Source organism: Candidatus Neomarinimicrobiota bacterium, assembly GCA_016784545.1.
In the GTDB taxonomy this organism is placed as follows: Bacteria; Fidelibacterota; UBA8477; order UBA8477; family JABMPR01; genus JABMPR01.
Genome location: JADHUM010000030.1, coordinates 16,017 through 31,881, shown reverse-complemented (window position 1 = coordinate 31,881; position 15,865 = coordinate 16,017). Strand labels below are relative to the sequence as shown.

Sequence of the window (15,865 nt, the reverse complement as noted above, 5' to 3'; positions counted from 1 at the left end):
CCTTAAGGAATGTTGGATAAAGAATGAAGGGGCTGTCTCAGAACATGAGGCGGCCTCTTTTGTTTTTAACCACGGATTCACACGGATTTGCACAGATTGATAAACATACAGAGTCCCTGCGTTAATTTTTGAACCTTGGTACTAAAAGCAGTCTTTCAGCCACAATAATGTCTGTATTTTTCAGTAGCATCATGATTCTTTGCCATCGTTTCATGAGATTATGGGCAATGGCTACCAATCCGAACTCGATGGTTACCTTATCAAGACCACGAAGCAGGAACCGCCTGAACTGACGATTCGCCTTGATCTGACCGAACACAGCCTCAGAAAGACAACCTGCAAATAGTCAGTTATGACACTATCTCACCGGGATATAAACTCGTTCACTCTCATTACCCAGACGATCTACTGCAGATACAGCAATGGTATCCAATATTTGGGGCGGCGTCATACCATCCTCGGAGCGGATGACCAGGGGTAGGACATAAGCTTCGTTATCGGAAGTCAAAATCTGGTAATCCCGGTGCCTGCCTCTCTGGAAATAAACCACCCATTGGTTGACATCATCCACATCCTCATGAAACCAATTGATGTGGACATTGCCTTCTTTGGGTTCGATTTCCACCAGGGGAGCAACAGGGGGCTGATTGTCAAGCCAAGGAGAAGCAGGAATAAGCGCGGGGTGTCTATATGGACCACCAAGCAGGATATCTGAAATGCCTCCATAATTACGCTGGAGGGCCTTCATGGAAAAGTGAACATTACCTGGACCATCAGGAACCATTCCACGTGTTATCATAATCTGACTGAAGTTTTCCAGGGCGGAAGCTTCATCATTGATCTTGCTGGTAAAAAGACCAGGCCAGAGATTTCTGTTGTGGGAGTTTTGACTAACCCACCAACCCAGCAGGACGGGATAGCTCTGGGGGATTTTGCGTGTGGGCCAATAGAGCTGAGGGGTCCAGTAATCCACCCAGCCTTCGTTGAGCCACAGTTTTGCATCTGCATAGAGTTTGTCGTATTGGTCATAGCCTTTGATTGAAGGCGGATTGCCAGGACGCCAGATTCCAAATGGACTGAGGCCAAACTTGACCCAGTTTTTTTCAGCTTTGATGCCCTCATAGACCCGCTTGATAAAAACATTTACAGCTTCGCGGCGCCAGTCATGACGCTCAAGGCTTCCTCCGTTTTCCAGGTAGGCTTCCCATTGTGTGCTATCGGGAAATTCAATACTGCTGTAGGGGTAGAAGTAATCATCAAAATGAACACCATCGATATCATAGCGTTTGACCACATCCATAACCACATCAAAGGAATAGTTCTGGGTGGCCTGCATGGATGGATCCAGCCAGAAATAGCCATTGTCAATTTCGCGGACGATTTCCGGGCGGGTTGCAATGACTGAGGTTTCATTCTTCTGTCCGTTTGGATGGTGGGCGCGGTAGGGATTAAACCAGGTATGGAGTTCTAACCCACGTTTGTGGGATTCTTCCACCCAAAAGCTCAGGGGATCATAAAAAGGTTCTGGTGCCTTACCCTGCTCACCGGTAAGAAAGTAAGACCAGGGTTCCAGATTGCTCTCATAAAGGGCATCACACTGGGGTCGCACCTGAAATACTATGGCGTTGAGGTTAAGGATCACTGCACTATCCAGAAGGCTGATGGCTTCAGCTTGTTGCTCGGCAGTACTAAGACCGGGTTTGCTGGGCCAATCAATATTGGCGACGGTGGCTACCCAGGCCGCCCGAAACTCTCTGGGAATTTCAAAATCAGGCCTGGCTTCAGTCGCTGGCCGTTCCTTTTGCTCTGGTACAATGGGTGGCTGTGGTGCCGCACAGGCAGCAAGGATTATCGCGACAATGATCAATAGCGTGGTGTGTTTCATGGGTGGCTTTCCTGGCTTTTGGGTCCAAATAAATGGGTTCCAGGCAATATAGTTGGGGACAGTGCTCAGGGCTAATACTCCGTGAGGTTTGAAACTTGAAACTGGGGGGGGCGGGGAGCAAGGGGTTATGCTTTCTTTTGAACACGAATGGAACGAATTGAGTGAATGAATACTAATGTTGATTTGAAACTGGAAACTGGGGGAAATATTGCTGTATGCCTCCTCGTGGAACCGGATTCGGATCAACAGAAACTGTCATTGCGAGCGAACGGAGTGAGTGTGGCAATCTCCAGATCCTTGGTTGGTGGATGAATCGAGATCGCGTCGTCGGTCTTCGACCTTCTCGCGAAGACATATTGGGATTTGTCCTTTCTGTCATTGCAGCGAATGCAATGAGTGCGGCAATCTCCGACTTCTTGCCATAAGGGCAGGCTTATCCCCATTTACTTAATGATTGGACCCACCCGTACTCTGGACATGTCCATGGTCGAGCTTCTCATGGGCATAAACTTTCGCTTGCGGAACAAGTGGGCAGAAACTATCGTTACTTTTGTTGTCACCATTAACCATTCATCCAAGAGGAAACCGCTATTACTGCTCGACTCTTAACCGCTCTTCTCCTGATTAGTCCACTTGTACAAGCTGCAAACCAGGCCATGGTTTCTGTGGAAGTCATTCCACTGGTTCAGGCAGTTTCACCTGGTGAGTCCTTTGAAATTGCAGTGATATTCTCAATGGAACCAGACTGGCACACCTACTGGCAAAATCCTGGTGAGGCCGGGATGCCCACCACCTTTGAGTGGAATCTCCCGGAGCGCTTCCAGCTGATCAGACAGCGTGAGCCTGCACCGACAAGACATGTGGAAGCGGGAATCACTACTTTCATCCACGATGAGGAAGCCATCTATCTTTTTAACATCCAGGCACCTGATGAAGTTGCCGACAGCAACAGCTTCAGGGTGGATATCAACTGGCTTGAATGCAAGGATCTTTGCCAGCCGGGCTCTTCAAGGCATCATTTTGTTCTGATTGGAAGTGATTCTCCGGGATCAGAAAAAGCGGAATGGACCCGTCTGGTTGAGCGCGCTGAATTAAGTTTTCCACAAGCCTTTACGAGGCAAATAGATCGAATTGCTCACAAGGGAGATCACATCGAGCTGGCCTTAAAGCGTTATCCCTGGAGCAAGCGGCTACGGAGTGCCGATTTTTTCCCTTTTGATGAAATGATTTATGATTCTGGAACACCTGTTCAAATACAGCACGGTGTTTTCCGGGACAGGATACGCATTCCCTTACAAAAAGATTTGAACATCACCCCAGAAGTCCTATATGGTGTGCTTGTACTAAACAGCGACTCACCTGGGGGCCTCATAACCACCCCTTCAATTATCCATGAACAATTACCATAAGGAGACACCCATGCGTCTAAAGCATATCATGATTTCAGGACTCACTCTTTTAATAGCCATCACTGGTTTTGGCCAGGATCTGCAGGTGGGGAATGCAGCCCCTGACTTTTCTTTAAATGATCCCAATGGCAAGGTACATCAACTCAAAGAATACCGCGGGAAGTATGTGGTGTTGGAATGGGTTAATTATGACTGTCCCTTTGTAAAAAAGCACTATGACAGCGGCAATATGCAATCCCTGCAAAAGAAGTATACTGGAAAGGATGTAGTCTGGTTGGCCATCAATTCGTCAGCGTCGGGAAAACAGGGAAACTTCTCCGCAGACGAAATCTTGAGACGCTCCAAAGATCATGGCGCGGCATTCTCAGCATATCTCATTGATGCCGATGGTCAGGTTGGAAGAGCGTATGGCGCTCGAACCACACCTCACATTTTCATCATTGACCCTCAAGGTCAACTGGTATACGCCGGTGGTATTGATAATATCCGCTCGACCAAAATCGAGGATATTTCCCGAGCCAAAAATTTTGTTTCCTTAGCCCTGGATGAGGCGCTGGCTGGTCAGCCCATCAGCAACAGTATTTCGAAACCTTATGGGTGTTCGGTTAAGTATTAACTGAAACTGGAAATTTGAAATTTGGGAGGGGTGATGACACACTCCCGCGCGTCATACTGAGCCCCGCCTGCCAGGCTGTAGCTGGAAGCGTAGGCTGGTCGCATTGGGTTACTTTTTTGACAGGAATGTCACGAATTGGTCGAATGAACAGTGATGTTGATTGGATACTTGAAATTTGACATTTGGGTCTTGGTGGCCGAGATAATCCCATGATGGTCATTGCGAGGGAGTGTAGCGACCGCGGCAATCTCTAAATGGTTGAACAGGAATCTTGCCCAGATCGCTTCGTCGGTCTTTGACTTTCTCGCGATGAAAAAAGGGCAGCACCTGGCCGCCCTCATTCATCATTCACCATTCATCATTTATAATTAATGATGATGTCCACCGGCACCATGGACATGCCCATGTTCCAGTTCTTCTTGGCTGGGTTCACGGACATCCATAACCTCTACATCAAAATGCAGGGTTTCGTCAGCCAGGGGATGATTCATATCGACGGTGGCTGATTTATCACCAATTGTCGTCACGGTGGCGATGTGAACCTGTTCACCATTCTGGACCTGAAACTGGGCGCCGACTTTAACCTCATTTGCATCGTGGAAATTTTCCAGGGGGATTTCCTGAACCAACTCTTCACTCCGCACGCCATAGGCCTGATCAGGGGCAATAATAGCCACCAGCTTGTCGCCTTTGACCTTGCCCTCAAGTTCCTTTTCCAGACCGGGGATGAGTCCGCCATTGCCATGTAAATAGGCGAGAGGTTCGCGATCAGAGCTGCTGTCTAATACTTCACCATGGTCATTGGTCAGTGTATAATCGATGCTTACGACCTTATTTTTTTCAATGTTCATATCTATGCTTTCTTTCTTTTTTTACATCGAAAGAGACGAACAGAACGAATCGCCTTGTTTCACACCTTTCGCTGCAGTGACTATTTACGCTTTACGAATTCTATTCTTCCAGGATTAAACTAAAGGCTGTGGTCAATTTTAGTACGTTTTTGCTTTCTCGTTCCAGATTGGCAGCCAATTTTTTTGCAATATTTTCCATGACCTGAAAACCTACTGATGGATGTTTTATACTGGCTGCTTTAAAAGCGTCTTTCTCCATTATCACTATTTCACAATCGGTAGACGCTATCACCGATGCCGTGCGTATGGAGTCTTCCATGAGCATGGCCATTTCCCCAAAGAAGGGTCTGGATTCATCATTTAGGGTGATAAAGGTTTTGTCTTTGGTGTCTGTTTCTTCGTCGCCGAGCAGGGTTAATTTTTTGCTGATGGTCACCTCTCCCTTAATCAGGATGACCAGGGTATCTCCAGGCTTGCCCTCAGTCATGATGGCTTCACCTGCTTTGTAGGAAACCTGCCTGGTTGCAGGTCGATAAACTGCAATTTCCTCTTCAGTCACACCCTTAAACAAGGGACAATTCTTGAGATGTTGTATGTGAGGCATAGGCTACTCGGTTTCTGGTTAGGTTTATTTTAACAAAATCATCTGCTCGCCGGATTTAAGGATATAGTCCTTCTCCGGATTAATGCGCATTTTAATCTTTTGTTCATCTGTGACACCTCGTCCGGCCGCCTTGAGTTTGGCAGCAATAAACTGGTCGAGATAATCACCTGAATCGGCACTGAGAAAATCTCCAATACCGGCACTGCCCTCTTCCTGAAACACACCCAGCAGGATCATGTTATGCTCTTCAAAGGATTGGGCAAACAATTCGGCGTAGGTTTTCCCAACCATGCGCTCTGGAATTTCCTTGGTCTCAAGACGGTTTTGGTCTGTATTCAAGATTTCAGAAAGGAAGGCTGGAATTCCAGGGTTAAACAACTGATTGGCTCCCAGGAAGGGTCCGAATTCGTCAGCAATGATGATACCATCGGCCTTGGCGCGACGGAGCTTGGCTTTATTTTCATAATGAAGGATATAGGCATAGACTTTGGTCTTGGGGGCCAGGGCTTTAATGGAATAGGTGGCCAGGGCTGTTTTTTCATCTGCTTCTGCCTCGCTGGCTTTGATCAGGTTTGGTAAAATGAGAACGGCCTTGGCTTTGGAGACGCTGGCTTTGTTAAGCACCGTGTCTTGGGTAAAATCGCCACGGACAAAACCGAGATGGCTGGCATTCAGGGTAGAGCGCCAGGTATCGATTTCATCTTCTGTCAATTCATTGATGAGCACAATGGGCGTGTCGTCTTTTTGATTGTGCTTGAGTAATGTTTCCAATAATTCATCTGCCAGATCATTCCACCCGCAGATGATATAATGGTCGTTATAATTTAATTTTTCCAAACCTTTACCCTCTCTGATTTTCCTGGCTACAAAGATGGATGAAATGGTAGCCGTAAAGAATGAGATCAAAGCCATGGAGAAAAACATCATGATAGACGCAGCGATTCTGGCTGCCGGTGTAACTGGAGTCAAGTCACCAAAGCCAACCGTGGTCATGGTTACCCAGGCCCAGTAAAAGGCATCGAAGACGTTGGTGATCTGACGATCATTTGATGTGTAATCCAACAGAAAAACTGCAATGCCACCTACAAAAAGTATGACCCAAAGGATCACCAGTAGGTCCAAGACACCTTCTTCGCGGAGTCTTTTGAGCCAGGCTATCATGTTATGGATGATCTTCATTCGCATTAAACTAAGTCAAAAGGTGGAATCTTGAAGGAATATGTTTTGAGTTTTGTGAGTTGGGGAGTTTATGAGTTTAATGGGTTCAATGGGTTTAGTGGGGGGGAGAGTGGTGAGCCTCAGAAATTCCAAACCGGTTTTCAATCGAACGGAGTGAGATCAAACCGGTTTTGGATAATTGCCAACCTGGTTTAGGCGATCGCGTCGTTGTATTGCCCCCTCCAGCCTGCACTAATGCTTCGGCATGGAAGATGCGCAAATGGGTTATTCAATACGTATTTGAGTCCAGACCTTCTTTTTGCGACAAGGCTCCGCTTTTGTGAGCGATTGACAAAGTGGTGCTTCTATTCCCTGCCTTTGAGAAACTGAAAGCCGAAGCATTTATTCCGGGGCTGGCTGTTGCCATCGTGTCCGGAGATGAGCTGGTGTATGCCAAAGGATTTGGATTGGTAAGGGTCTAAAATTGAAACAACACAATGACAGCCTGTGGACCACAGATTTTAACGTCCTGGATTCAACCTGGCTTGCTTTCAGGATTACTCGGGGAAGCTGAGAGAATATGCAGGTGGATTTAAATGGAGAAACGCCATCCCATCATAAGGTCACGATTTCCCGAGACACAACCCTGAGTTATCATGTCCAAGCCTGGAGAGATAGCATCCCACCGAAACCTTGAATTCCAGCAAAAACGGGTGAGATCAAGGAGGTTTCAACCTTTGCCATCCCCGGGGGATGTGAGCTTGCTTTGTCACTTTATTTCTTCAGCCTACGCTAAACCTTTAGCTTGGTCGGTGGGGGGCTGGGCGGGATAATTTCGAACCATAAAACCAGATTTATTCTTCAAATCGCACAGTACTATGAAATTGGCATTTACTCCTTGATTTACCATAAATATTTAGTAATCTAGTAACGTAGTAATTTAGTAAATATTTAAGGGAGAATTTGAAATGAAAATACCCAGCGAACTCAAACATAAACCTGTGATTGTTTCCGAAGACTATGACCGGATTGATGGACGCCAGACGCTCAATTCAGATGCCAAAGGATTATCCCTGGGGCTGGCCCAATGGAATGAGCGGGGAAATGTTGATATTTCCGCCAAAGTCTGGCGGCATACCGGTGGAAAATGGTCCCGTCAGTCTGAAGAACTGCCCCTGCATCGCGTTCTGGATTTGGCGATCCTCATCATTAAAGCCAAAAAGGTATTCAAGGAACGCTATCACAAAAACGAGAAGGATTATCCAAACTATCCTTCCCTGGACCGAATTGGTCTTCAAGGGGGTGCCATGAATGTGGAGGTTTGCACGGACAATGAGTTTATTGAGGATGATCTTGATCTTTTTGAAGCAACGCTGGCAAAGGACGATGAGATAATCAGCGAGCGCCTGAATGTGATTGGCAGCTTGTTAAAGGATCTGCAGACATAAATATTTATCCTATTGTGGGATTACTCGTACTAAACTCCTGGCAACACTCAGGCGGAGTGTTGATCATATTGACAAAACATTAAATCGGAGATTTTAAGATGCAACTCAACATATTAGATTTCTTGACTGGCTTCTTGTTGATGAATGCCATGCCTCACCTGATTTTTGGCATCATCAGGCTCCGCTTTTTAAACTTATTCGGATTTTCTGCCCTGGGAAACCTGCTCTATGCTCTGGTCAATGTCGGTGCGGCTGGTGCTATTTATCATTACCAATACGACATCACGTCCATCAAACAAGATGGTATTGTTCTGGGTGCTCTGGCCATGTTTGTCATATACGCAATAATCGGGCGCTTCTTAGTGAGTCTATTCCAGCCCAGGCATAAACCCATCCTGCCCGATTATTTTAAAAACGAGTAAACAATCCTATCGTTTATCTGCTATATACAATCCTAGTTAATTGTTTTCATGTAACTTACATTGATGCAAAATGGTATCTGAGAAACCGCCCCAGACAGTCTGGTTGGTTTTTCTCTTTAAAAGGGTTTCATTCCGAACCATTTTTCATAAGGAGTAATTTTCATGGGTGACAAAGGCAGTAAAGACAAAGGTAAAAAGGAAGAACAGAAAAAAGCGGCACATACGCTTAAGGAAAAACGACAACTTAAAAAAGACAAAGTAAAGGAGAAGAAGGGCCGCTCTTACTCTGACACCTGATGTTTTAATTAACAACTCTATTTAGAGGGAAATGGGCGAGTCCCCACTTATATATGCAGCAAAATAAAATATCGCCAATACTCTATTTACCCCACGGAGGGGGACCCCTGCCCCTCCTTGGTGATTCTGGACATCGTGAAATGGTCACCTTTCTCCAAAACATCCGGGGGAAACTAGGTGAACCCCAGGCCATTCTGATCATCAGCGCTCACTGGGAAGCATCACAGCCAACCATTCAATCCGCTGAGCATCCAGAGATGCTTTATGACTATTATGGATTTCCTCCAGAGACCTACAAGATCACCTATCCAGCCTCTGGACACCCTGCTCTGGCCAAAGAGATTGGGGATGAGTTGGACCAGGCTGGTTTCAAACCCGCAATGGATGGAGAACGAGGGTTTGACCATGGTGTTTTTGTACCGCTAAAACTGATCTTCCCGGAAGCGGACATTCCCTGTTTTCAGATCTCTCTTATTAAAGGTCTAGACCCGGCACAACATATAGCCCTGGGACGGGCACTCAATTTTCTCAGGGAAAAGAAGGTACTCATTGTTGGATCCGGGATGTCTTTTCACAATATGCGTGCACTCATGTCTGGAGATATAAACGAAAACCGACCTGACCAGGTTTTTGATGACTGGCTGGTTAAGGCCTGTTGTTCAGAGGGTCTTACGCCTGATGAACGGGATCATGAGTTGATCAACTGGTCCCAGGCTCCTCAGGCTCGCTATTGTCACCCACGAGAAGAACATTTGCTGCCCCTGCACGTCTGTTATGGTGCTGCTGGTTACGATTCGCCACCAGCAGAGCTGGTTTTTAACAAAACCATTATGGGCAAAAAGGTTTCGGCGTTTCTCTGGACTTAATGGTAAACCCGAGGATTGCATGCACCCCTTTGATCTCAAAACATCAGAACTCCTGGATTTTACATGCGTAAAGATTCCATCTGCACGGCTTCTCCTCACGACCAGCCTCAATCGCTACCGCAAAGATATATTTCGAGAATTCAATACTGACATCATCCAGTATATGCTTCCCAAACCAGCTGAAAAAATTGAAGAGACCATGACATTTATAAACGATTCTCTGACGGGCATGCGTGGGGGTTGGAATCTAGTTCTCGCCATCACATTAAAAGCTGGGCGTGAGTTTCTAGGTTGCTGTGGTTTGCATGGTGAAGGAAGACATCGGACACCAGAACTGGGTATCTGGGTTAAAAAATCAGCCCACGGTCACAAATACGGCAGAGAAGCAATTCAAGCGCTGGCATTCTGGGCCTGCGAACATCTTGACCTGGATTACCTGATCTATCCTGTTGACCGCGCCAACATCCCCAGTCGTAAGATTGCTGAATCACTTGGGGGTCAGGTATTTGAAGAGAAACAGGTCAAAACTGCCAGGGGTGGTTATCTGGATGAAGTCAAATACAAACTTATTATACATGACATCCTGAAGGCAAAGCCCTTATAGATATTCCTGTTATTTCCACTCCTGAGGAACAAGCTTAGAATCCTTGACGTTAACACATCGTACCCTTCAATTTCTCAACAGGAGGTTTTTATGCAAACTAACTGGGTAAAACAATCGATCAGCGCACGTCTGGTTATTATTGGTTTTTTAGTTCTGGTCCTGCTTATCCCCTCATTTATGGTCCAGTCTCTCATTCATGAAAGACAAGCCCGAAGAGATGGCGCTGTAGCTGAGGTAAACCAGAAGTGGGGAGAGTCACAAACCATTACTGGACCCATCCTCTCTGTTCCTTATAAATACTATCAAAAGGATGCCTCAAACAGACTGGTCCCCACCATTGGATATGCCCATTTTTTGCCCGAAAAACTTCAGGTAAACGGAGAGCTCTTGCCCGAGGTCCGGAAACGGGGTATTTATGAAATCATTCTCTACAAATCGGTGCTTAATGTATCAGGCGCTTTTAAGCCAGTATCCATAAAGGATCTAAAAGTGGCTCCTGAAGATTTTGTCTGGAGTGACGCCTTTATCTCTTTGGGTATCTCCGACATGAAAGGGCTCAACGACCTGATCACCTTTGAAGTCAATGGTCAAAAAATCCAGGTGCAACCCGGCATTGAGACGGATGATATTCTCAGTTCTGGTGTTAGCATTCCTCTTGATACTGTCAATTCAAATGAAGAGCTGGTCTTCACCTTTGACCTGAATTTAAATGGGAGTGAGTCACTTCTCTTCGCTCCTGTGGGAAAAGAAACCACGGTTAACCTGAGCTCCAAATGGCCTGACCCCAGCTTTGTGGGAAACTTTTTGCCGGCCCATCATGAAACCTCACATCAGGGGTTTGACGCCGACTGGAAAATCCTCCACCTCAACCGCAACTTTCCCCAGAAATGGACGGGCAGCAATAATCAAACAAGTGCAGCAACCTTCGGGGTAAAACTTTTAGTTCCTGTGGATGAGTATCAGAAAAATATGCGCACAGCGAAGTATGCTTTCATGTTCATTGGTCTGACCTTCCTATCATTTTTTATGATTGAATTGCTGAACAAGAAACTGATCCATCCCATTCAGTATCTGCTCATCGGTTTCTCACTTCTTGTTTTTTATACACTCCTCCTATCCTTTTCAGAGCAGATGGCTTTCAAATATGCTTATCTCATTTCCAGCATAGCTACCATCGGTTTGATCACTAGTTATACCAAAGGGGTATTGAAGGATAAGCTACAGACCGGAATCATTTTTCTAATTCTGGTTCTGCTTTACTCCTATTTGTACATCGTCTTACAGTTACAGGATCTGGCTCTGATGATTGGCAGTATTGGACTATTTAGTATCTTGAGCCTGGTGATGTATCTAACCCGAAAGATAGACTGGTTCTCCACCTTGCAACTGCCTGGACCTGTTGGCAAGCAGCCTGAAACGCCAGCTGATAACGGTGAAGATTAAGGGGGGTTAGCTTTTTCTATAGAGGACTGGGTTTCGTGGTGTGTCAATGCTTTCACCTGGCCGTACATCTGGTGTAAAGGCATCTCGGTCAACCAGCTGAGTTGGAGTGGGTGCAAAAGCAATAGTGTTTTGCACAAACGAATTTTCTTATTTTACAGGAAATCTTCACTTCCACTCTAAAGTTCCCGGGAGGATCAACATGATGGCGAAAATCTGGTTTGTTGCACTCACTTCCTTCTTCTGTCTAAGCAATCTTTATGGGCAAGTTGCCACTATGGTAACCGAGGTACAGCCTTCACGTCTCTACATTGAGGGTGGCATCGGGAAATACGCGGTTATTGATGAATTCATCTCTCCTGAGAAGTATGAGGGATCACTCCCCTACGAGGCCCTGCGCTGGACACGAGACCATGGCACTTACAACTATCGGCTTTATGCAAGCTTCAGACATGGGACCCGCATAAAAAATCATAATATCAGTACTACGATCACCCAATTCACCCTCAACCAGGGTTTTTTTTATCCCTTAAGAAGAAGCCCCTCTTTCCAAAATGGATTGTCAGTTTTTTGGGGTCCCTCAATCCTGTTACATTTCTACTACAATGACTTGAATATGTCTGTGTCAGGGTTTGATTTTGCCCAATCCGCTGCCGGCCAAGTATCAATCTGTTTTAACCTTAGGGGTGATTTTCAACTGAAACCAGATATTGCAGTGCATTCTGCTCTGGAGATAAGTGCTCTGTCGCTGGGCTTTGGCCGGAACGATAAAAATTCGGATGAGCAATCTGCGTTTCAAATAATATCCCCTTTCTCAGGTCTCTATTCCAGCTTTGATCTTGCCCTGCAGTATTCTCTCTCTAACCATCTGGACTGCAGGGTTGGATATAAATTCGAACTGCTCCGGATGACGGTTTGGGAACCGTTGATATCTGCAAGCGACAATTTGATCTTGGCAATCAGTTACGGAATTTGAACGGCGCGATCACCATGAAGCGACTTGGAATACTATTTTTTGCGCTCCTGGTCTTATTGGCCGCAGGCTGCTCGGACCTGATTGTCCAATCCAGCGATTCCAATCTGAACGTGGAAGACTTCGAAGCCCTCTGGCATCGGGTAGACGCTGTATATCCTTTTCTGGAGTTCAAGGGGATCGGCTGGGATTCTCTCTATCCGGTCTATCTTCAACACTTTGAAGCTGCTCGTGGAGACGAAGCCCTGCTCGTACTGAATGATCTTCTGGCTGAGTTGAAGGATGCGCATATCTATTATCAGACACCCGGTGGCGGTGAGGTTTACCCCTATTATCCCCAACGCTATTTCAAGGATGTGCATTCCTATAGTCCGCTGACAGTCCGACACTATTTTACCGAGGAACTAACTGTTACGGAAAGTGGGACTATTGAGTATGGGCTCTTACCTGGCAATATCGCTTATGTATACCTCTCCAGTTTTCAAGCAGATTTCCTGTTCCATGAATTTCCGTCTGTTTTGGAGCATTTCAGGGATTCCAATGGTCTGATCATTGATCTTAGAGATGGCATTGGAGGATCATTTCAAAACATTGAAGCTGTGGTGACCCGCTTTATGTCCCAGCCGATGAATAAGCCCAGCTATTACCGCTTGGGTGAGCTGATCGAGCTGCCTCAATTTCAGCCCCGGGGACCCCATATCTATACCAACCCCGTTGTGGTTTTGATCAACGGTACGACCATCAGCGCACCTGAATGGACGACTGAGATACTGAAACAATTGCCTCAGGTCACTGTGGTAGGTGACACAACAGGTGGCGCCGGTGTGGCATCTTCAAATGCCACCATTGAAACTGTTGGTGAATATGAATTACCCAGTGGGAAGAGCGTCTATATTGGGACAGAATATTTTGAAGCTTATGATGGTCGGCCGATTGAAGGGCTGGGGGTAACCCCTGACATTCAAGTCATCCAGACAGCGGCTGATATAGAACTTGGAAGAGATTTGATCCTAGAGCAGGCCATGGCTCTTCATCATTGATCTCTGCAGGCACCGACCGCCTCAGAAAAGATACCTGAGACTCCAACTGAAAGCAGGGATACTGAAGCGCTCTAGTTTTTCCTGAAAAGGACTGGATTAAGGGGCGTGGCGATAAGCTCTCTAGGTTGAACATCTGGCGTAAAGGCATCCCGGTCCACATACTGGGTTGTGCTGGGAGATTTTAACAAACAGGTGTCATCAGCCATATAGATGATGGTCATGACCTCTCTGGGTGTGCTGGTGAGGTTCGGACCGGCACGATGAACAGTCCAACCTGCATGTATGCTGATATCTCCAAGTTCAAACTCATCAGAACTGACCTCAAAACCAGAGTCCTTTACATATTGAGAAAAGAAGGCCTCACTGGCATCGTTGATGACCATGTCTCTCCCACCGGTTTTCAAATGACTCCCCTGGGCAAATGACAGGGTGCCCATTTCTAAAGGGGTTTTCTGGAGGGGAATCCAGAAGGTGCAGGTGTTTACCGTATCCAGGGGCCAGTAAACCTGATCCACATGCCAGGGTGTTGCCCCTCCCCCAGCCTCCTTGAACAGCGCCTGGTCATGATAGAGGCGAACGCCTTTAATGCCCATGATATTGGCGGCGATTTCAGCCAGGTCTTTTCGGAAAACGAACTTTTTGACTGCCTCGGATTTCTGCCACAGGTTGGTGACCTGGGTAAAAGCCCGTTTATAGGTTGAGCGCATTTCAATGGGATCAGAATTGGGGTTCAGTTTTGCCATGAGGTCACGGAGTTCAACGGCAAGTTGTCCAAGACTAGCCGCATCAACCCCATTGGTGACCCGGATGTACCCATCCCGACTATATTGCTCTTGCATCTTTGAACTGATATCAATCATAACCATCTCCGCGATACTGTTTTTGTACGTGCTCAAATTATTATCCATTTGAATGATTAAAAGCAATTGAATTGATTTATCTTCCATCAACGATGAAGGAATCAACCAATGCGTAATAAAATATTTCTCCTGCTTTTACTCCTGAGCAACCTGATGTCGCAAACCCTGGTTAGTGGGAATGTGAGCGGTGTCTGGGATATGCAGGGTAACCCTTATCGCTTGACGGCCAATTGTATTGTTGCTTTTGGGGACACCTTGATCATTGATGACGGGGTTGGTATTGATCTGGATTCCTCTTTCGAGTTCAGGGTCCAGGGTGTCTTGTTCGCCACAGGAGTGCTTTTCCACAATGGCGGCAGTGTCAGGGGTGACAATGGCTTGCTCGACATGAATAACTGTGCCTTTAATGAGCTCGATGGAGGTATCAAAATAATCAGCGGCAGGGCTCGGCTGCATGGCTGTCGAATTGATGATACCGCAGAGACGGGCATTTCATTTTCAAATGTTGACTCTTCATACGTTCGTAATTCACACATTAGTAATTGCGGTGATTATGGTATTAAAATTCTGCAATCAGATGAGGTGGAAGTTTCTGGCTGCCAATTGATTGGGAATTCTGTGAATGATTTCAATCATCCTGCTCTCTTTATCGACTCCTGTTCCCCCCAGGTCATTGAGAATAATATTATCGAAAATAATCATGGTCAGGGCGTGGGCGTCTGGACCTTAACCTCAGTCGCAGCTCCTGTAATAAGGGGCAATTTTATCAGGGGTAATTATACCGGGATCACTGTTGTGAGCGCCCCGGCCTATATCCTGGATAATGTTATCGTGGCCAACTACCAGGAAGGCAATTTTAATTCCGGTGCCGGTATCTACGCTGGTTATGCATCTTCCGTTGGTATTGTCATGGGAAATTTTATCGGTGGTAATTATTATGGGGTTTCACTTATCGTGGGTGCCTCTCCCAACCTGGGTGATATGGTCAATGATTATCCCGGTGATGATGGTCTCAATTTATTCTATGACAACAGTTTTGAAGGGCAGACCTGGCACATCTGGAATGATACATCTTCCCCCATTATGGCTCAGAATAATTATTGGCTTGGTCTGGATCTTTCTGAAGTCGATGCCACGCTATATGATAACGAAGAAGGTGGTGGTGAAATTATCTTTGAACCCATTTATGCGGCAGCATTGCCAGAACCGCCGGATATCAATGATGATGGAGTGGTCAACATTCTTGATGTCGTACTGCTCATTGAGGGCATTGTGGGTATGGGGGTTCCTGATCCCGTGACCTTTTATCTCTCAGATATCAATCATGATTTTGACATCAATGTGAGGGATGTGACAGCACTCATAGAAATTGTGGTTGAATAGAAGATTTTG

The 15,865-nt window shown here is 46.2% G+C and carries 15 protein-coding genes and 1 pseudogene; 10 read left to right on the top strand and 6 right to left on the bottom strand.

Features of this window, described 5'->3' with window-relative positions; translation table 11 throughout:
• Nucleotides 1–208: 208 nt before the first annotated feature.
• Nucleotides 209–325: pseudogene (locus tag ISR87_08410) on the bottom strand (transposase).
• Nucleotides 326–358: 33 nt separating this feature from the next.
• Nucleotides 359–1,885, bottom strand: coding sequence for a family 10 glycosylhydrolase (locus tag ISR87_08405; GenBank protein ID MBL7025466.1), 1,527 nt, complete (start codon nucleotides 1,883–1,885; stop codon nucleotides 359–361).
• 665 nt (nucleotides 1,886–2,550) lie between these two features.
• Here ISR87_08405 and ISR87_08400 point away from each other — a divergent pair.
• The gene (locus tag ISR87_08400; protein MBL7025465.1) at nucleotides 2,551–3,294 is read left to right on the top strand and encodes a hypothetical protein; all 744 of its coding nucleotides are present in this window, start codon (nucleotides 2,551–2,553) and stop codon (nucleotides 3,292–3,294) included.
• 10 nt (nucleotides 3,295–3,304) lie between these two features.
• Nucleotides 3,305–3,910, top strand: a complete 606-nt coding sequence (locus ISR87_08395) for a thioredoxin family protein (protein ID MBL7025464.1) — start codon at nucleotides 3,305–3,307, stop codon at nucleotides 3,908–3,910.
• 368 nt (nucleotides 3,911–4,278) lie between these two features.
• On the opposite strand, the gene ISR87_08390 is transcribed toward ISR87_08395, so the two are convergent.
• From ISR87_08390 to ISR87_08380, 3 genes are all read right to left on the bottom strand, one after another.
• A complete protein-coding gene (locus ISR87_08390; GenBank protein ID MBL7025463.1) occupies nucleotides 4,279–4,761 on the bottom strand; it encodes a peptidylprolyl isomerase in 483 nt (160 codons plus the stop codon).
• Between the two features lie 100 nt (nucleotides 4,762–4,861).
• On the bottom strand, nucleotides 4,862–5,365 hold the full coding sequence (locus tag ISR87_08385) for a cyclic nucleotide-binding domain-containing protein (GenBank protein ID MBL7025462.1): 504 nt from the start codon (nucleotides 5,363–5,365) through the stop codon (nucleotides 4,862–4,864).
• A 24-nt stretch (nucleotides 5,366–5,389) separates the two neighbouring features.
• Complete coding sequence (locus ISR87_08380; protein MBL7025461.1) at nucleotides 5,390–6,526, bottom strand: NAD-binding protein; 1,137 nt, start codon at nucleotides 6,524–6,526, stop codon at nucleotides 5,390–5,392.
• Between the two features lie 965 nt (nucleotides 6,527–7,491).
• On the opposite strand from ISR87_08380, the gene ISR87_08375 reads away from it, so the two are divergent.
• The 7 genes from ISR87_08375 (at nucleotide 7,492) to ISR87_08345 (ending at nucleotide 13,613) form a co-directional block, all read left to right on the top strand.
• Nucleotides 7,492–7,971 (top strand): hypothetical protein, encoded by a 480-nt coding sequence (locus ISR87_08375; GenBank protein ID MBL7025460.1) that lies wholly within the window; start codon nucleotides 7,492–7,494, stop codon nucleotides 7,969–7,971.
• Nucleotides 7,972–8,069: 98 nt separating this feature from the next.
• Nucleotides 8,070–8,393, top strand: a complete 324-nt coding sequence (locus ISR87_08370; GenBank protein MBL7025459.1) for a hypothetical protein — start codon at nucleotides 8,070–8,072, stop codon at nucleotides 8,391–8,393.
• A gap of 350 nt (nucleotides 8,394–8,743) precedes the next feature.
• Entirely contained in the window at nucleotides 8,744–9,556 is an 813-nt protein-coding gene (locus ISR87_08365; protein ID MBL7025458.1) for a dioxygenase, read from the top strand.
• 19 nt (nucleotides 9,557–9,575) lie between these two features.
• Nucleotides 9,576–10,160, top strand: coding sequence for a GNAT family N-acetyltransferase (locus tag ISR87_08360; protein ID MBL7025457.1), 585 nt, complete (start codon nucleotides 9,576–9,578; stop codon nucleotides 10,158–10,160).
• Nucleotides 10,161–10,250: 90 nt separating this feature from the next.
• The gene (gene creD / locus ISR87_08355; protein ID MBL7025456.1) at nucleotides 10,251–11,603 is read left to right on the top strand and encodes a cell envelope integrity protein CreD; all 1,353 of its coding nucleotides are present in this window, start codon (nucleotides 10,251–10,253) and stop codon (nucleotides 11,601–11,603) included.
• Between the two features lie 199 nt (nucleotides 11,604–11,802).
• On the top strand, nucleotides 11,803–12,576 hold the full coding sequence (locus ISR87_08350; GenBank protein MBL7025455.1) for a hypothetical protein: 774 nt from the start codon (nucleotides 11,803–11,805) through the stop codon (nucleotides 12,574–12,576).
• A gap of 14 nt (nucleotides 12,577–12,590) precedes the next feature.
• Complete coding sequence (locus ISR87_08345) at nucleotides 12,591–13,613, top strand: hypothetical protein (GenBank protein MBL7025454.1); 1,023 nt, start codon at nucleotides 12,591–12,593, stop codon at nucleotides 13,611–13,613.
• 71 nt (nucleotides 13,614–13,684) lie between these two features.
• Here ISR87_08345 and ISR87_08340 read toward each other — a convergent pair whose 3' ends face one another.
• The gene (locus tag ISR87_08340) at nucleotides 13,685–14,473 is read right to left on the bottom strand and encodes a phytanoyl-CoA dioxygenase family protein (GenBank protein ID MBL7025453.1); all 789 of its coding nucleotides are present in this window, start codon (nucleotides 14,471–14,473) and stop codon (nucleotides 13,685–13,687) included.
• Between the two features lie 108 nt (nucleotides 14,474–14,581).
• On the opposite strand from ISR87_08340, the gene ISR87_08335 reads away from it, so the two are divergent.
• Nucleotides 14,582–15,856, top strand: coding sequence for a right-handed parallel beta-helix repeat-containing protein (locus tag ISR87_08335; GenBank protein ID MBL7025452.1), 1,275 nt, complete (start codon nucleotides 14,582–14,584; stop codon nucleotides 15,854–15,856).
• Nucleotides 15,857–15,865 lie beyond the last annotated feature (9 nt).